Annotated in this window: 18 protein-coding genes and 1 pseudogene; 14 read left to right on the top strand and 5 right to left on the bottom strand. The window is 71.4% G+C overall.

Annotated elements, in window-relative coordinates; translation table 11 throughout:
- Positions 1–203: 203 nt before the first annotated feature.
- From ACZ6S8_RS38930 to ACZ6S8_RS38940, 3 genes are all read left to right on the top strand, one after another.
- On the top strand, positions 204–737 hold the full coding sequence (locus tag ACZ6S8_RS38930; RefSeq protein WP_469463065.1) for a DUF6197 family protein: 534 nt from the start codon (positions 204–206) through the stop codon (positions 735–737).
- A gap of 114 nt (positions 738–851) precedes the next feature.
- Positions 852–1,673, top strand: coding sequence for a hypothetical protein (locus ACZ6S8_RS38935; protein ID WP_469463066.1), 822 nt, complete (start codon positions 852–854; stop codon positions 1,671–1,673).
- Between the two features lie 527 nt (positions 1,674–2,200).
- A complete protein-coding gene (locus tag ACZ6S8_RS38940; protein WP_469463068.1) occupies positions 2,201–2,650 on the top strand; it encodes an RRQRL motif-containing zinc-binding protein in 450 nt (149 codons plus the stop codon).
- Positions 2,651–2,749: 99 nt separating this feature from the next.
- Here ACZ6S8_RS38940 and ACZ6S8_RS38945 read toward each other — a convergent pair whose 3' ends face one another.
- Positions 2,750–3,013, bottom strand: coding sequence for a hypothetical protein (locus ACZ6S8_RS38945; protein WP_469463069.1), 264 nt, complete (start codon positions 3,011–3,013; stop codon positions 2,750–2,752).
- A 332-nt stretch (positions 3,014–3,345) separates the two neighbouring features.
- Here ACZ6S8_RS38945 and ACZ6S8_RS38950 point away from each other — a divergent pair, with 332 nt between their 5' ends.
- On the top strand, positions 3,346–3,684 hold the full coding sequence (locus ACZ6S8_RS38950) for a hypothetical protein (RefSeq protein WP_469463071.1): 339 nt from the start codon (positions 3,346–3,348) through the stop codon (positions 3,682–3,684).
- Between the two features lie 242 nt (positions 3,685–3,926).
- On the opposite strand, the pseudogene ACZ6S8_RS38955 reads toward ACZ6S8_RS38950, so the two are convergent.
- Positions 3,927–4,429 (bottom strand): annotated as a pseudogene (locus tag ACZ6S8_RS38955) (rhodanese-like domain-containing protein).
- Positions 4,430–4,920: 491 nt separating this feature from the next.
- Here ACZ6S8_RS38955 and ACZ6S8_RS38960 point away from each other — a divergent pair.
- The 6 genes from ACZ6S8_RS38960 (at position 4,921) to ACZ6S8_RS38985 (ending at position 9,737) form a co-directional block, all read left to right on the top strand.
- A complete protein-coding gene (locus ACZ6S8_RS38960; protein WP_469463073.1) occupies positions 4,921–5,817 on the top strand; it encodes a hypothetical protein in 897 nt (298 codons plus the stop codon).
- 295 nt (positions 5,818–6,112) lie between these two features.
- Positions 6,113–6,523 (top strand): DUF6415 family natural product biosynthesis protein, encoded by a 411-nt coding sequence (locus tag ACZ6S8_RS38965; protein WP_469463074.1) that lies wholly within the window; start codon positions 6,113–6,115, stop codon positions 6,521–6,523.
- 206 nt (positions 6,524–6,729) lie between these two features.
- Positions 6,730–7,275, top strand: coding sequence for a hypothetical protein (locus ACZ6S8_RS38970; RefSeq protein WP_469463076.1), 546 nt, complete (start codon positions 6,730–6,732; stop codon positions 7,273–7,275).
- Positions 7,272–8,234, top strand: a complete 963-nt coding sequence (locus ACZ6S8_RS38975) for a hypothetical protein (RefSeq protein WP_469463078.1) — start codon at positions 7,272–7,274, stop codon at positions 8,232–8,234. Before ACZ6S8_RS38970 ends, ACZ6S8_RS38975 begins: the two co-directional genes overlap by 4 nt.
- Positions 8,235–8,405: 171 nt before the next feature.
- Positions 8,406–8,840: a hypothetical protein gene (locus ACZ6S8_RS38980; RefSeq protein ID WP_469463079.1), complete on the top strand. Its 435-nt coding sequence runs from the start codon at positions 8,406–8,408 to the stop codon at positions 8,838–8,840.
- 36 nt (positions 8,841–8,876) lie between these two features.
- Positions 8,877–9,737, top strand: coding sequence for a hypothetical protein (locus ACZ6S8_RS38985; protein WP_469463081.1), 861 nt, complete (start codon positions 8,877–8,879; stop codon positions 9,735–9,737).
- On the opposite strand, the gene ACZ6S8_RS38990 is transcribed toward ACZ6S8_RS38985, so the two are convergent.
- From ACZ6S8_RS38990 to ACZ6S8_RS39000, 3 genes are all read right to left on the bottom strand, one after another.
- Positions 9,734–10,072 (bottom strand): hypothetical protein, encoded by a 339-nt coding sequence (locus tag ACZ6S8_RS38990; protein ID WP_469463082.1) that lies wholly within the window; start codon positions 10,070–10,072, stop codon positions 9,734–9,736. The two genes, ACZ6S8_RS38985 and ACZ6S8_RS38990, sit on opposite strands and share 4 nt — an antisense overlap.
- Before the next feature lie 345 nt (positions 10,073–10,417).
- Positions 10,418–13,078 (bottom strand): helicase associated domain-containing protein, encoded by a 2,661-nt coding sequence (locus tag ACZ6S8_RS38995; RefSeq protein WP_469463084.1) that lies wholly within the window; start codon positions 13,076–13,078, stop codon positions 10,418–10,420.
- Positions 13,075–13,935 (bottom strand): hypothetical protein, encoded by an 861-nt coding sequence (locus tag ACZ6S8_RS39000; RefSeq protein ID WP_469463085.1) that lies wholly within the window; start codon positions 13,933–13,935, stop codon positions 13,075–13,077. Before ACZ6S8_RS39000 ends, ACZ6S8_RS38995 begins: the two co-directional genes overlap by 4 nt.
- 162 nt (positions 13,936–14,097) lie before the next feature.
- On the opposite strand from ACZ6S8_RS39000, the gene ACZ6S8_RS39005 reads away from it, so the two are divergent.
- The 4 genes from ACZ6S8_RS39005 (at position 14,098) to ACZ6S8_RS39020 (ending at position 17,029) form a co-directional block, all read left to right on the top strand.
- Positions 14,098–14,574 carry a hypothetical protein gene (locus tag ACZ6S8_RS39005; RefSeq protein ID WP_469463087.1) on the top strand — a complete coding sequence of 159 codons (477 nt, stop codon included), beginning with the start codon at positions 14,098–14,100 and terminating at the stop codon, positions 14,572–14,574.
- Positions 14,575–15,030: 456 nt separating this feature from the next.
- Positions 15,031–15,264 carry a hypothetical protein gene (locus tag ACZ6S8_RS39010; protein WP_469463089.1) on the top strand — a complete coding sequence of 78 codons (234 nt, stop codon included), beginning with the start codon at positions 15,031–15,033 and terminating at the stop codon, positions 15,262–15,264.
- A 345-nt stretch (positions 15,265–15,609) separates the two neighbouring features.
- Positions 15,610–16,512, top strand: coding sequence for a hypothetical protein (locus ACZ6S8_RS39015; protein ID WP_469463091.1), 903 nt, complete (start codon positions 15,610–15,612; stop codon positions 16,510–16,512).
- Between the two features lie 316 nt (positions 16,513–16,828).
- The gene (locus tag ACZ6S8_RS39020) at positions 16,829–17,029 is read left to right on the top strand and encodes a hypothetical protein (protein WP_469463093.1); all 201 of its coding nucleotides are present in this window, start codon (positions 16,829–16,831) and stop codon (positions 17,027–17,029) included.
- The last annotated feature ends 88 nt before the right edge of the window (positions 17,030–17,117 follow it).

Here is a 17,117-nt window from a genome sequence, read left to right on the forward strand (position 1 = left end):
TCATCCGAGGCGGCTCCGTACGCCTCTGGCACGCCCTGGCCTGCGCCGCCTTCGGCTTCTTCCTCGCCTCCACCGGTGCCGCGCCCTTCATCACCGAAGCGATCAGCGGTGTCACCGGCTGGATCTCCACCTTCTGACACCGCCCGCCGTCGGCGTCGACGGCCGCCGCCCCCTGCACCTCCGACGCCTTCCGAGGAGCCCCGATGCCCCATCCCACCCACGCCCCGCCCATACCGGCCCGCACGAGCGCACCGCCCGCCGAACTGTCGCTGGAGGCCCGCATGGCCGCCACCGACGCGGCGATGACCATCCGGCTGGAAGAGGCGGCCATCGCCTACGAGGTCAACACCGCGCACATCGACACCGTGCCGGTCGACCTGGGCGACGTCGTCACCCTCCCGCTCACCCCGACGCTCCAGCCGCCGCCCACCCCGCACCCGACCCCGGTCGCGGCGCTCCTTCAGCGCGCGCACCATCGGCTGCTCACCGGCGGATGGTGCTCCGGCGCCCTGGTCGACGCGGAAGGCGCCCGCTGTCTGTACGGCGCGATCCACATCGAAGCCCGCGGCGACCAGAACCTGGAGTCGCGCGGCCTTCAGGTCCTGATGGACGCGATCCGCCGCCAGTTCGGCGACGTCGACTCCGTGCCGTCCTTCAACGATGCCTTCGCCAGCGGCCGCATCCCGATGCGGATGCTCGACCAGGCCGCCGACCTCGCCGACGCCCGCGGCCTCTGACCGCCCCGCTCCGGACCACCTGCCTCGCACCCGAACCCTCGCGGTCGGGTGCGGGCCAGGCCGCCCGGCCTGCACACCACCATCCACACCGCCCGATCAAGGGAGCGCCCGACCATGCAGTCCGACGACAAGAACATCAACGGCCAGCCCCACCCGAACACCCCGAGCTTCATGGACCTGTTCGACCAGGCCGCCCCGCAGCCCGCCACCGGCCCGGACAAGGACCCTGGCACCAACCTCGCCCAGCTGCGCGCCGCGTGGAACGCCTCCTGGGAGCAGGGCGGCTTCCTGCACGGCCGGTGGGAGGAACTGCGCCAGGTCCCCAAGGCCGGATGGCACGGCATCGCCAACTGGATCAAGGCCCTGCTGGTCGTCACCGGGATGTGCGCGGTCATCATCCTTCTCGACGCCGCCGGGGACGTCTTCGACGCCGCCCTGGGCCGCCTCGCCGACGCGCTGCCCGCCACCCAGGTAGGCACCAGCGCCTCCGACGAGTTCTGGGGCGTGGTCGACAACCCCATCCGCACCTACATCGCCCAGCACACCGCCGGCCTCCCGGTCAGCGGCGCCGCCATCTACACCTTCTGGCAGCTCACGGGCCTCTTCGGCCTGATCGGCGGCTTCGCCGGCGCTACCGGTGCCCGCCTCACCTGGACCGTCTGGGGCGCCGCAACGGTCGCGGTCGTGTGGACCACTACCCCCGCCGACGGGCGCACCGTCGCCGCCGCCATCGCCGTCCTCGCCTGGACCATCGCCTCCACCGCCGCCCTGCGCGGCTGGAGCCTGCGCCCCGTCGTCAACAACTTCCCCGCGCCCGCCCAGCCCGCCCCGGCCTTCCAGCCGCAGATCGAGATCCGGCCCGAGATCCACATCCCCGCCCCGGCCCCCGCGCCCGACGACGACACCCCCGACAACGTCCACCAGCTCCAGCGCTGACTCCCGGTCGCTCCGCCTGGTCCTCGCCCCTCCCCGCCACCGCGGGGCCGGGGCGAGGGCCGGACAGGCCGACCGGCCTCACGCACCACCCACCCTGTCCCCGACCGAATGGAGAACACGTGGCCGTCATAGGCGTGCTGCGGAGCCGACCCCGCCCACCTGGTGGAAGGCCAACCGGCACAAGGTCTACGGCACCGGCGGACTGCTGATCGGCTACCTGATCGGCACCCACCTGCACGGCGCCCCCGACCAGCAGCCCCAGCACCCGCGCCCGAGCCACACCACGCCGGCACCGACCACGCCCGGCGCGCACCGCACGCACACGCCCGCCTGACCCGGCACCCGCCGTCCTGCACCCCGCCGACACGTTCGACGTCGGCGGGGCGCGGAGCTGTGCACCGACCTCTGGAGGAACTGCCCGTGCTCATCCCCCGCACGCGCCGCCGCATCGGCCGGCCCCGCCCGCAGCGTCCCGGACCCCGCCACCCGTACCGCCCCGACCGGCTGCCCGGCACCTGGCGCCGGTGATGCCGCGCCGCCGCCGCGAGGTGACCCGGGTGCCGCGCAGTGACGCGGCGCTGCCGGAGTTCGACCGTGGCACGGTGCCCGAAGGGCTCGTGACGAGAAGGAAGTTACGGGACATGCAGCTGAGTCCCGGCGGCAATCAGGGCCCGGTCGCGATCCTGCGGTGCAGGTTGTGCGCGACCCGCCCGCAGTGGTCCTGCCGTCACCCGACCCGGGGCTTCCTGCTCCGCGTCGACCTGGCGGTGCCCAAGCGCACGCCGACGCTCGCTCAGGAGTGGGCCCTGGACAAGGCGATGGCAGCTCGCCAGACCTGTGGCGACTGCGGGCGGCGGTTCTACTTCTGCCTCTCCAAGAAGCTCGGCTGTTGCATCGAGTGCTTCGACGGCACCCCGGTGGACCCGAGCAGCTACTTCGCGCCCTCGGCACCCGCCGCTCACCGGCTGGCCGCGTAGTGCGTGCCCCGTCCCGGCCGCACAGGCCGGGACGGGGGTACCACCGGGCGGCCGCAGCATCGGCAAAGAGCCGGCCGCCCGCTCCCTCACCCATCGAGATCAGGAGAACCCCAGCATGCCCCGACTGACCCTCACCACCGAGCGCCTGGCCCTCTTCGGCACCCTCCTGGCGACCTTCGGCGAGCTGCATCCTGCCTGCGACCACTGGGTCCAGGGCAGCAAGACGGCCTCGCGGAAGCGGCTGTACGGCAAGGACCTGGTCCACGCCGACGGCTCCCCCGCCACCGAGGACTCCAGCCGCCCGACGATGACCAGCAGCGCGCTCGGCAGGCGCGCCGTGGCCTGCCACGTCGCCTCGTACACCGCTGTTCAGCTCGGGGCGACCGTCGCGATCACCCGCGCGTTCGGCTACCGCGTCACGCCCACCGCGCTGCTCGCCGGTGCGGCCATCAACGCCGGGACGCACGCGGCGATCGACCGCGGGGCCGCTCTGCTGCACTGGCTAAGAAGACCCGGAAGACCGGGTACATCGACCACTGCCAGGCGGTCCGCCTCGACGACGAAGGCACGGTCACCAAGGAGCTCACCGGGCCCGGCAGCGCGTGGATGGAGCTGGATGCCGCTCTGCACCGCGCGATCGGCGTCGGCGCCGCCGCCGTCACCGTCTGGCTCACCACCCGTCCCGGCGCCCGCCGGTGACCCGCACCCGCCTGGACCGGGTCCGTGCTTCCGCTGGGATCGTCCAGCTCGCCCTCCAGCAGATCCAGGACGAACTCACCGGCGAGGTCGGCGCCCAGGAGCTCGCGCAGATCCTGCGCGAGCTCCACCACGAGGACCACCGCCAGGACGGCGTCTTCGGCTCCCTCGCGCAGCTGCTCACCGTCGCCGCGCAGGCCGCCGGACGGATCGAGCCGGACCGCGACGGCGAGATGTCGTGCCCGCTGCACGAGGCCGCGGCCCTCATCACCGAGAACGCCGGTCTGCAGACCTACTACGCCACCCGTGCTCTTGACCCGCAGGGAGAAGCCGAATGAAGCCGTTCCGTCTGGACAACGCGCTGCCCGTCGACACGACGATCCCGGAGCCGTCGTTGGTGTGCCTGATCGGCGCGGCCGGTTCGGGCAAGTCGACGTGGGCCTCCACCTGGCCCGCCACGCAGGTCCTGGAGCTCGACAGGTTCAGGGCGATGGTCAGCGACGACTTCTCTGTCAAGTTGAGCGTGTTGAACTTCGGACACGCGCTACGGGTACAGCGGCCCATTCCCGCAGCGGCCGTATCAGTCCTGCAGGGCGCGCAGGGTGGCGTCATGGTCGGTGGTGCGGGGCTGGTTGTGGGGGAGTTTGGCGAGGGCAGCGGCCATGCCGCAGGTGTTGGTGGCGGCGGAGAAGATCAGGCCGGTGCCGATGGCGGCGGACAGCCAGCGGGCGGGGCGCCAGCGGGTGCCGGCGGCGAGGCCGAGGACGGTAAGGGATCCGGCGGCGAGGCGGACCTGGCGTTCCATGGGCCAGACGGCTGTGGTGTTGTCGGGACGGTGGAGGGTGTGGCCTTCGCCGGCCCAGGCAGTGGTGCCGCCGGTGAGGGTGGTGGCGGGGATGTCGGCTGCGGCGAGTTGGGTGCGGCGGTGGTGGAGCGGTTGCCGAAGGCGCAGACCATGAGGAGGGTGCCGCGGGCTGCTGCTGCCTTGAGGGCGGGCAGTGCGGTGTGGAGGTGGCCGAGGGGGATGTTGTGGACGCCGGGAAGGTGCCCGGAGGCGTACTCCCCGGGGGTGCGCACGTCGATGACGGTGTAGTCGGCGGGGCGGGCGGCGGCCTGGGCTTCACGGTGGACAGTAGCTCGCCGGTGCGGGGGTGTCGGGCGGTGAGGTCCATGGGCCCGGCTGGACGACCCGAACACCCGGCCGTCCGCCGGAAACACCGCACGGGCAGCGTGACCCGGTCCGGTCTCTCGGCGCAGTCGGTCGGCACGATCATCACGGACACCGGGGAGCGCGCGGGCCTCCCGGTCCGTCTCACCGGGCACTTCATGCGGGCCGGTCTCATCTCCGAGGCCCGCCGCCACGGAAAGGACCGGAAGGGGTCATCGGCTCCACCAGCGGCCACGCCCGCCTGTAGCGAGCGCGAGAACAGAGCCTCTTACGGCATCCGGCGGGGATATAGGCCGAAGCCGGTTGTGATCACTGGATCTGGTGAGGCGCACTGGCGCCCGATCACTTAGGGCTCTAGCTTGATCGCGCTGCGCGACGCCGTTGCGCTTTCACAGATCGGGATTCCATGAGCTTTCGGCAGCACCCCCTTTCCCGGCTCGCCATCTGCGCCGCGGCGGTCGGGCTCGTAATGTCGGCCACCGGGCCGGCGTTCTCCGCCCCGAGCGCACCGGGCCCGCCCCCGGCTCCGGCCCCGGCCTCCGCCCCGCCGCTGACGGACATCCAGGTCGTGAAGACCACGGAGACCGTCCCCGACTACCGGAAGGTGCTCGTCTCCTGCCCGGCCGGGAAGGTCGCCGTCAGTGGCGGCGCGGAGGCATCGGCCTCGGACTCCTTCTACGACTCGGTGGCCCTGGTCAGTAGCTACCCGTCCCCCTGGAACGAGAGGATGTGGGTCGCCAGCGCCCGGAACTTCACGGGGCAGCCCAGCACGGTGACGGCATGGGCGATCTGCGCCCGCAAGCCCAGCGGCTACCAGGTCGTCCAGGCATCCATGGACCAGGTGCCGGTGGATCAGCAGGTCACGCTGTCCTGCCCGGCGGGCAAGGTCGCGTTCAGCGGCGGCGCTGAGATCCTGGGCGACCGGAGCTCCCTCACGAAGTCGTACCCGGCGGCGTTCAACTCGGCCAAGCAGCCCACCCAGTGGGTGGTGGCCGGCCGGAAGGACGAGAACACCTCGGTCGGTGTCGAAGCCTCCGCGGTCTGCGCCGACCCGATCACCGACGTGACCTGGTCCACGGGCAGGGCGACCTCGAACAGCCCGGCCGGCGGGTTCCTCGTGTGCCCGGACGGGCGGCAGGTCGTGGGCGGTGGCGCTTCGGCGAGCGGGCGTGAGTCCGTCCTGATCTCGTCGAAGCCCGGCTTCGCGAGCGAGGGCGCCCGCGCCGACGGCTGGTGGGGCCAGGCGGGCGGCCGCTCCGAGCCGCTCACCGTGGACGTCTACGTGACCTGCGCCAGCAGGTAGCGCGCCCCGGAGGATAGGAGGGCCCGCCGACCTGTCCGGTCGTGCGGGCCCTCCTGCCGTGCCGGGACGAGCCCGTCGGGCGGTGACACACCGTCCCGGCCCCGGAGGGCCGCGGCCTCCAGCCGCCCGCCTATGGCGTCCCCTCCCCGGCCCTGCTCGCCCGCGCGGACCGCGGCTTCGCCCGGTTCCTCGGTCGCCACGACGCGGACCAGGACGACCGGGCCGACGACGGCGAGGACACCCAGCGGTGACCGCCGGCCACCCGCGCGACGACGCCCCAGCAGCGAGGCCCGCCATGCACACCAGCACCCACACCGTCCTGTACGACCCCGACGGCCTGATCGAGGCGGAACTCCCGCTGGACCGCGAACCGTACGAGTGCCTCGTCAAGACCGTCCTCGCGTGGACGGACGAGGCCACGCTCGCTGTCCGCGACTACGAGCAGATCGGCCTCCAGCTGACCGGCCACGCCCGCGCGGTCGCCTCCGACGTCCGGCGACGCGCGGAGCAGCTACCCAAGAGCAGCGGACGCCGGGCGCTCGCCGACGTCGTCCTGCGCGAGGCGGAAGGCCGGCTGTCCGCGACGATCGAGGGCACAGTGCGCTGCGTCCAGAACCGCGCCCGCCTGGTCCGCGCCCTCTACGAACGCCTGGACCGGCTGGAGACCACGCTCACCCCGGAGCCGGCTGCACCGCCCGTCAGCTGACCCGTGCTCCGTCTGCCATCGCCGTGAAGCCCCTGGTAAGGCAGCGGCGCACGGACTTGATCGGCAAGGTTTCGGCCACTGCGTGCGATTCCCCGGCGGCCCTCGGACCGCTGTGGGTACGGTCGATCGGTTTCCCTGCTGGCGGTGGCCACCAGCAGGGAAGTGTCCGGTCGCCGGGTCGTCGCATCGCGGGTGGGGGTGGTTCGGTGGGCAACACCGAGCAGCAGATCGAAGAGCAGCTGACGCAGATGCAGCAGAAGGTCGGCGCTCGCCGTGCCGAGCTGCTGAAACACGGCGTCGGCGACGACCAGTTCGCGGTGGAGTACGCCCGGCTGGTGCACGCCACCAGCAAGCTGGTGGAGTTCGAGAAGACGATTCCCGAGCGTCTGGCCGAACCCGAGCGCAAACGCAGTGAGCGCATCGTGACGTGGTCCTGGCGCGGCGAGGCGGCCGTCGGCGCCGCGCTGATCGCGCTCGTCTTCATCCTCGATCACTCTGCCTGGTGGCTGGTCCTGCTGGTCCCGCACTTCGCGGGCACGGTGGCCGGCTGCTTCCAGAAGGTCGACGTCGACCAGCACCGTGACCGCCGCTTCGGAGCAGTCGGCCTGCACGTGGTCGCGCTCCTGATGGCCCTCATCAGCCTGAGCGTGATCAGCCGGTGGTTCATCATCGCCGCCGCCATCGGCTGGATGCTGGTCGGCGGGTCTACGGCCGACAGCACGGGCGCCGAACCGAAGGAGGCGCGACGGTGAGCGACGACTACGGCTACCAGGTCCGCCGGCTGGAGAGCCAGACCAGCGGGATGGAGCACGAGCTGCACTCGCTGCGCTCGAAGCTGGGCGAGGTCGACGACCTCGACTACGAGCTGCGCGACATCCGCGGCGACCTCCGCAGCCTCGAGGACGACCTCGGCACCGTCCGCAACGACCTCACCGAGCTGGACGAGGACGTACGCGGCGACATCCGGGACACCGAGCAGGTCCTCAAACGGCTGACCGGCCGCGTCCAGGCTCTCGAAGCGCACCTGCTCGCCGCGGGCGGCGCCCCGCTCGCCGACCTCGACACCATCGACCCGGAGTGGAAGAAGCTGGCCAGGACCGCCAGCCACGGCTGGAACGTACGCGCCGGCCTGCTCCCCGGACACCAGCGCGAGGCCCACCGCCTCAACATCCGCCACCACGAACAAGCACTCGAAGAGCGCGACGAGCACCGTGACAAGGTGGTGGAGGCCGCGGGCATCCTGGCCAGCCAACCGAGCACCTCCCGCGAGTACAAGCAGGCCGTCTGGGACTTCGGCATGTCCCGCCCTCTCGCTGAGCAGCACGATCAGCGGGCCAAGAAGCTGGCCGGCCCCGCTCAGACCGCCCGCGCCGCACTGGCCCAGGACGACACCCTGCGGCAGGCGAAGGCAACCCTGATCGAGCAGGGCGACAAGGCGGAGCGGAAACTGAACTGGCTGCTGCGCGGCCGCCTGGCCGACGCGGTCCGCGACCGCGCCCTGCTGCCCATGTGGTTCGTGACCGTCCTCGGTCCCGTGCCGCCGGCGCACAAGACCCAGGCGTGGTTGGACCTCGCCACCCAAGTCCTGGCCTACCGAGTCACCTACAGGATCACCGACCAGGTCGTCGCGCTCGGACCTGCGCCCGACGAGTACCTGCCGCGCCGCACCGAGTGGCACGGCGAACTCGTCAAGGAGCTGCGCCGCTGGTAGCTCTGCCGGGCACGCCTGTGTACCCGGCAGGGTGATTCGCTCCTTGGGGGCAGGAGAGTCTGAACGCCGCCCGGCGCCCTCTGCCCGCTGATGTACTGGCCTGTGGACCAGGGCAAGGATCTCACTACGCTGCTGCCCCACCTGCCCGCCCCACGTTGAAGGAGACCTCCGGTGCCGTCGTACGTGAAGGACCCGCGCTGCATCGCCATGGCCGAGGCCCTCATCCCCCTGCTGCGCCGGGCCTGCCAGGACGGCGCTGGCGGATACGGCGGCTACTACCAGGTGAACCTGGACGACGAGGAGGCCGTGGGGCTGGGCGGGGTGGAACTGATCCGGGCCGCGATGCGCAAAGCGGCCAAGCAGCTCGGCTGGAAGGTCACCACCCTCGGGTGGATCGGGACCCGCAACGGCACCATGGTCGCCGTCCAGGACACCCGCGAGGTGCCCGACGAGCACCGGGCCGTGGTCGATGCGGCGATGAACGACAAGCTGCGCACGGCGCTCCACAAGGTGTGGGGCGAACCGGGCCCGGCGCCCGTGCAGCGCGGCTCGGTCACGCTGATGACGCAGGAGTTCCGCGCCGCCGTCGCCCAGGGCGGCATCTGAGCCGGACGACGACGCCGAAGGGGTACAAGTACCGGTATGGCGCGTGAGCGGATCCGGTGGCCGGTCGTCGTGGACCGGGCCCGCCAGATCGTGGAGAGCTACGAGGGCGGCGTCACGCTGCGCCAGGTCATGTACCGCCTCGCCTCCGCCGGCGTGCTGCCGCACACGCCGTCGATGTACCGGCACCTGTCCTCCCACCTCGCCCGGGCCCGCCGCGAGGGCCGCTTCCCCGACCTGATCGACACCCTGCGCGAAGTCCACGTACCCCCGGCCTGGCCGGACGCGGGCGCGTTCCTGCGCGAGAGCCCCGACTGGTTCGGCCTCGACCTCACGACAGGCCAGTCGCAGGCGCTCTACGTCGCCGCGGAAAAGGACACGCTCCGCCAGCTCCTCACCGGCTGGCTGGCTCCGTACGGCATCCCGGTCCTGGTCGTCCGCGGCTTCGGCTCCCAGTCCTACGTCGACGTCGTCCGCGACCGCGTCGCCGCTGACCCGAGGGAAGCGGCGCTCCGGGTGGTCGGCGATTTCGACTGCTCCGGCGAGGATGTCGAACGCGACTGGACAGCGCGCACCGCGTGTTGGAGCCACACCGAACGGGTCCTGCTCACTTACGACCAGGTCGTCCACGACTACGAGCTGCCTGCGACCGAGGGCAAGCGCGGCGACCCGAGATGGCCGGCCTTCGCCCGCCGCTACGGCTTCGATATCGAGCACCCTGTCCAGTGGGAGGTCGAAGCACTGGAGCCGGACGAACTCCGGCGCCTGGTCCTCGCCGCTGTCGACCCGTACGTCGACCGCCAGGTCCTTGCGGAGCAGATCGCCCGGCAGGAAGAGCAGCGCCGCGCCCTGGCCTCCTTCGTACGGGGCTGGGGCGCGGCGGGCGGGACGTCGTCCTAGCCCTGCGACGGGGCCTGGGCGGCTTGGGCGAAGTGCATGACGATCCCCTTCGCTCCGGCGGCGACTTCGTCGATGAGCTCGTAGCCGCGGGGATCGTCGGGGTGGTTGCGGACCCAGATCATGGCGTAGCTGATGATCTGGTTGATGTCGCTGGGGCGCAGGAAGATGGCATCGCCGGTGTGGAGCTGCTCGGGGGCCTTGTGCTGCCACAGCCGGTAGTAGCGGCCTTCGACATCGTTGAAGCCGAGGTGTCGGTCGCCGTGCGGGTTGATCAGGTGGGTGGTGAAGGGCAGATCGTTCGGGCCCGGCTGCCAGGGCTGCTCCTGCTGGCTCAACGCATCCTCCGTCGACGGTGGGTGATCACTGCACCGAGTCTGTCAGCGCTGGTTCCCGGGGCGCAGAGCTTCCGCCGAGCCAGGCGCCGCCCACTGCAACACCCGGCCCCGCCACCGCAACACAGCCTCTGAAACGCCGCCTCGCGTTTCACCCCTGACCTGGGGCGATGACCCGAGCTGGCCTCTCGTGTTGCGGTGTTGCACCCCGCGTTGCAGGGCTGGCGCCCGGCCCCGGCTGGTCCGCCGGCCCACGGACAGCACGAGACCCCGGGTATCAGCCATGACATCCCGGGGTCTGTGTGCACTTCACTTGACGTCAGGCCCAACGACCAGACGCAGACCGTGTCACGCCCACTCCACGCCCAGCTTCCGCAGCGCGTCCAGCTGCTCCGCCGTGAGCTTGTCGCGCCGCGACTTGGTGTTCGAGACCCACACACCCAGCTTCACGATCACAGGCTCCGCCTCGCTGTCGACCGCGATCGGCTCCCCGTGACCTCGCGGCACCGACCGGCCCGCACCTTCCCGCTCCACCCACTGCGCCAGGGCCGTCAAGCCCCGCTGGAACGCCTGCTGCGCCTTGCCCGGCCCCTTCGTCGCGGGCGTCGCTGACGGGGCGGGAGACGGGGCCACAGGGGCATTGATGCCCAGCGCGGTCAGCCGCTCCCGCTGCTCGGGCAGGAGCTGCGCCCAGATGCCCGGCTCCTGCTGCCGCCACCGCCAGGTCCCGATGTCGTCACCGTCGTAGACGACGCCGCCTGCGATGTAGGGCAGGACGCCGTCGGCGTCGACCAGATCGGCGAGCACCCGGTAGTGGCGCTGCCAGCTCAGCGGCCAGGGGCAGTTCCAGTCCGGGTCGATCTCCGTCAGCTGCTGCGCGCGGGCGGCGGCCCGCTCCGCGTCCTTGCCGAGGCCGCCCTTGCGGCGGAGGTTGGCCATGTGCTGCCCGATGGGCACCATCGCCTCCCCTTCGCCCCAGACCGCGTCCTGGGGCGGCGCGAGGTGCCCGGTCGCCCGCCGGAACGAGCGGAGCGCGGCCAGCTTGGCCTCCCACGCCTCTTCGCCCGGCTCCCAGAGCATCCCGGCCTCCGGAGCGTCCAGCAGGGTCTTGCGCCGGTCCTCCAGCTCCTCGGCCCGCAGCGCCTTGCGCTGCTGGTGTACCCACCGCCCCAGCGGGAAGTCCTTCGTGACGCCGACCTCGACCTCGGTGTCATACGGCACGGCGTGGACGCCGGTGATCTCGTTCTCCGCCCGCCAGCGCAGCAGGGCCTGGTAGCCCTCCAGCCACACCAGCGACTCCGGCCGATAGACCCGGGTGCGCAGGAACGCCGCGATCGTCGCGACGTCGCGCGGGCTGGAGAAGTGCAGCAGCGCCGACTCGGCAGCCGCGTCGGTGTCGTCGTGCTCCTGGTCCTCGCCGTCGCTCTCGCCGCCGGCCGCGACGATCCGCCCGTCCTCGTCACGCTGGACGTGGACCTTGCGCTTGCCGCTGGTGAGCGCGCGGGAGGCGAGCTGCTCGACCAGGCGCTCATCGTGGCTGCGCAGGCCCTGGAGGACCGCTACGAGCGGCTTGAAGCTCGCGGAGGCCACCATGTCCGTCGGGCCCTCGCCGGGCTCCAGGAACACCGGCACGATGATCCTGGCCACCTTCGTGCTGCCGTCGCGGTTGAGGCGGAGCGCCCGGCCGATGTTCTGGACGATCTCGACCTGGGAGCCGCGGGTGTCCGCGAAGCAGACCGCCTCCACGCCCCGCTCGCCGGTGATGTCCACGCCTTCCCCGAGGACGCGAACGCTGGCGAGGAAGGCGCGATGGACCCGGTGCCCGGCGGCGTTGATGCTGTTGGCGAACTGGCGGATCTTCTCGCGCCGTTCGGCGACGGTGTGGTCGCCGCACAGCCACGCCGACCAGACCCGGTCCGGCGGGACGTGGCGGCCGGCCTCCAGCTCGTAGAACTCCGCGTCGATCGACGACTTCGGCAGCTTGTCCGCGGCGGCCAGGTCGGCGTCGGAGGCGTCGTTGACGTACAGCTCGGCTGCCGTCTCCGGGAGCTTGTCCGCGAACGCGGCGGCTTCCTCCACCTTCTGGTGGAACGTTATGACCGTACGCAGGTTGTACGCGGCGGCGTGCTCCAGGAGCGCGGTCTGCAACAGGGCCAGGCGCCGGCCGCGCCGGGCTTCCTCGGTCTCGCCGACGACGGGGGAGGGGTCGCGGATCTCCAGCACGTCGATCTCGAACCCCGCGAGGATCTCCCGCTCGATCGCCTCGCTCAGCCCGAGCTCCGCGAGCCACGCGCCGTACGTCCCGTCCGGGTCGTCGGCCATGGTCGCGATCTCCGCCTCCTGGCCCTCCGCCCCCTTCTGCGGGCGGGCAGCGGCGAGGATGCGCGGGGTCGCGGTGAGGTACAGCCGGAAGTCTGCCGGGATCCGGGCGTTGTCGTGGATCGCGGCCCACGGACGGCCAAGATCACCGGCGGTGCCGTGTGCCTCATCCACGATGGCGAGGTCGAAGGCGTCCATGCGCTGGCCGTAGAGCCGCTCCCCGCCCGCCAGAGCGGCCTCCAGCGGCCCGCGAACCTTCCGCTGTCCCGCCGGTGCGTCGATGTCCTCACGGTCTACCAGCGAGGCGTACGTGGCGAACACGACGACCGGGCCGTGTCCGGCCCACAGGGCGAGCTGGATCGGGTTGGTGGTGGTGCGCACGCCCAGTTCGTTCAGCACCGCGTCGTTCTCCAGCGAGCACACCGCGATCATCGGGGCCCGGTGGCCCACCAGGCGCCACGCCTGGGCGGTCTGCGCGAGCAGGTCCAGGGTCGGGACGGTGACGAGGATCCGGCCGCCCGCGAAGGTCTCCAGCGCGCACGCGGCGGCGGTGATCGTCTTGCCGGAGCCGGTCGCTGACACGATCGTGCCCCGGACGCCCTGCGGAGGCACGGATGACCTTGCAGGGAATCCCACCCATTTTCGGAATGCCGACTTCTGGTCGACCTGGTGCTCGCGGAGGTGAATCACGCGTCTGCCTCCTTCCGAGACCGGGCGGCCGGTGCGGCCTGTGTCATGTCGACCGGTCCGGCGCCGGGTCGGACGGCGGCGGCCTTGCGGCGGCGCCGGTGTTCGCGTTGGGCTTGGGCGCGGGCGCATTCGCGGGTGCAGTACTTGATGCCGGTGGTGCGGTTCTGCCCGTACTCGGCGCGGCCGCGCTGGCGGACGAAGGAGCCTCGGCAGGTCTCGTTCGCGCAGGTGCGAACCGTGGCTTCTTCGGCCATGTGGTTGTACATCTGCAGGAATGCCACGGACAGCAGCGGTACGTGCCGGTCTTCGAGGCTGCTGAGACCGACGCTGAACGGCTGCAGAGCGCTGTCCAGGGTTGTCCGCAGCTGGTTCAGCCGCAGCCACAGAACGAGCTGCCGCAGGTGGTCGAGGTCGCGAGGGTATACGTCCTCGCGGTGCGCGTTGTCGGCCCTCTCCTGGGCGAGGCGTTCCTCGGTGACTTCCGTTTCCACGAGTTCGTCGAGCCCTCCCTCGCGGCTGCAGGCGAGCCAGGTCGTGACGGCCTGCTGAGCTTCGCGGATGTGGAACTCGACCAGGTCTCCGTGCATGGCCCACGGGCCGTACCGCGGGTGCTCGCGGTCCTCCAGCTCCCGCAGCCGCTCGTACTCCTCCTCGACCCACCCGCCCGCATGGATGTTGCCCCCCAGGTGGCCGTAGTGGCTCATCCAGCCGGCCACCGTGACCAGGTCGCGGCGATCCGCCTCCATCAGCTCGCGTAGATAGAAGTCCGGGGGCAGGCAGGTCCGCTCCCCGTCGACGCGCTCCGGATCGCCGACATCCCAGATGACCCACTCGCCGTCCGCCCGCGCTCCGCGCAAAGGCGTCAGCTGCGGAGGAGGAACAGGCGAACCAGGCCAGAGAGTAGGACGAAATCGTGGGTCACCGTATGCCGCCATGTTGGGCATCATAGCCCTACGGAGGAATACGAAAACCGAAAGTCTCGTATCACTGTCCCTGAACTGGCGTGACAAGGAGCCGTAGTGACGAGCTGGCAGGAACGCAAGCCGGTCGGAGACGCCCACGAGCAGCGCATCACAACCGCGCTGCGCCAACACGGATGGACCGTCCAACCCTGCGGCCAGGGAACCTACCCACCCACCATCCAACAAGCCCTGCGCCGCACCCGCTCCGCCCTGCGCCAGTTCCCCGACCTCATCGCGGCCCGCGGCAGCGACCTCATCACCATCGACGCCAAAGACCGCATGCCCAGCACTCACTCAGACCGCTACGCCATCAGCACCGCCACCCTCAACGCCGGCCTCATCTTCACCGCCGCCCACGCGCCCACACCCCTCTACTACGTCTTCGGTGACCTCAAGGTCCTCACTCCCGCAGAAGTCCTCCACTACACCGACCACGCCCTGCGCCACCACAGCGGCGCCTACCACCTCGTGCGCACCGACCGAGCCCATCGTTTCGATGACGTCTTCGGCAGCGCTACCGCACGTGCTGCCTGAAGAGCCTTCGCCGAACTCTCGAACCGGCTGAGAGGGACTATGGGGCGTGTTGCCTGCGCCGGGGGAGGGGGACGGCCCTGCTGTCGGGCGGACGGGGCAGGGCCGTGGGGCGGTGCCGGCCCGGCGATGGAACCGGGGGCACGCGTCGCGCCACTCAACGCCCGGAGCCGGCTGCCGGGCACGGGGAAACCGCGGACCTGTCCCCCGTGCTGTGTGCCATCGGCCCACCTGCCGTTGCGACGGTCCTACGGCTTAAGGGTGTGCCGTCAACAGCCTTGTGACCCGTGGTTTGTTGCATTCCGGCCGTGGTCCTGGTGGGGGCCGTCCGGTCCGCTGCGCCCGGCGCCCCCGCTCCGCTCCGGACCGACCGTCCACCCCTACGCCGAGGCACGGTGGGACGGCCCCGCCCATCAGGCGCTCGATGATCCGACGATCCTCGACGGGGCCAAACTCCGCGTGCAGATCCGACAGCGGGACGGCGCCCTCGCCGCTGCGCAGGACTCTCCCGGGATCGAGTCCCGCGTGGAGGACAGCAACGGCCAAGGCGACCACAACGGCACCTATCGCACACCGACCCTCAGCCACCGGGCTACCCCCGGCGCGCACACGGACGCGGTGCTGCTCCTGGACTGGCACGGTGACGGGCGCGGCTACCGCTCCTACCGCTACGGCAGCTCCCCGGCTGTCTGACCGGGTTGCGGCCGGCCCGCGCGCGGTAGTTCGGCCAGCTGTGAGGCTATGAGCCTGACCTGCCATATGTGCTGGTCAGAGGCGTGCGGAGTTTCTGCAGGCCGGGTGTTGTGAGGAGTTGAGCGGGGCCCGTCACCGGAAGGTGGCGGGCCCCGCTTCGTTGTGTCCGGCCGGGGGCGCCGGGGTCCTCCGCAGGGGGGATTTTTGCCCTCGCGTACGCGTAGGCGGCTTGTGCGGTGCGCCCCCAACTCCCCCTGAAAACATGCCTATTGACAATAAACAGGATGTTTCTGGATGTTTCGGTCACGGCCCCGGTGGTCGGGCCGCTGGCGGAGGGAGAACGTGATGAGCAGGCAGCGCGAGACGTACGACGAGGGCCAGGCCGCGGGGCGTCTGCGGGTGCCGGTGGCGGCGTGGCGGTGGGCGGCCGGCACCGGTCTGGTGCCCCCGGCCGACGCGGGTCCGGGGGAGCGGTCGCGTGCGGTGGTGGAGGCCGCCGACCCGGAAGCGGTACGGGCCGCGCTGCGGGGTCCGGTCGGTGCGGGGTGGGCCGCGGACCACCTGACGGACGCGCTCGGCGTTCCGCTGCCGTTGCGGCGGCCGGGGGTGACCGCGGCCGCGGTCGGCCACCTCGTCCGCGCCGGCCTCCTGCTCCGCCTCGGCGGCGAGACCGAGTTCCCGGAAGTGCACCCGGACCAGGTGGAGACGCTGGCCCGACGCCGGGACCTGCCCGCCCTCCTCGACCACCACGTGCCCATCGGCCCGGACCAGGCCGCCGTACGCCTCGGCGTCCGCCGCACCGACCTCGACCACGTGGTGCGCCTCGGCTGGCTGACCCCCGTGGGCACGGCGGAGGTCGACTACGGGCGGGCGTACGGGGGAGTGGTGCAGGTCCCGCTGTACTCCGCGGCGGCCGTCGCGCTGCTCCCGCAGACCCGCCCCCACGTCGACTGGCGACAGGTCCGCCGGACCGGCCCCGGCCGCCGCTCCCCACTTGCCGCGCTGCAACCGGCCGCCCCCCGAGGCGGACACGGCGTTCCTCGCGGAAGTCGCACGGATCGCCCGGGTAGGCCGCGCCGCGGTCGTTGCATGGCGCCGACGCCTGCCCGACTTCCCCGAACCGGTCGCAGGAACCGAGGAAAGCCCCCGCTTCGACCGGCGCGCAGTCGACGCCTGGCTCCTGGCCCACGACAAGCTCACCATCCCCCACTGACCATTGACAAAGGATCTTGCTCGTTTGCCAAGTGATCTTGACGACCAGCAGGTTTCTGCCACTTGATCTTGACCGGTGCGTCTCGTCTGGTGGGGGAGACCGTGGCAGTTGCCGCGCTGGCGTACGGCGATGGCGTCTTGTCGGCTTTCACCTGCCCGACGCGCCGCCAGAGGGGTGAATGCCGCCGAGAGCGCGGGACCTGCGATCCGATTGCTGTCGTCGCCTATTCCGGTCAAGCATCTGGAGATGTACATGCGCATTCGGACCACAGCAGCGACCCTGGGTCTCGGCCTCATCCTGGCTGGCGCCATTAGCTCACCCGCCATCGCAGACAACAGCTCCGACCCCGAGGTGATTTTCCCCTCCTCGACCGGCGACCACCAGTACAACGAGGGCCGCCGCCGGGGGAACAACCTCGTCAAGACCCAACAGCAGATCAAAGGCGGCAATGCCAACAGCTACAACCAGAACACCGGAGTATCGGGGATCGCCAACAAGAACAACTTCAACGACAACAAGGTCGCCAGCATGCTCTTCGCCCCCAACTACTGAGGATTTCAGGGTGGGGTCGGTGGGTTGATAGCCAGGCCGGTGGCGGTGAGGCAGCCGTCGATGAGGTGGGGTCTGAGTTGGATTCTGC

Source organism: Streptomyces sp. NPDC048461 (genome assembly GCF_055587105.1).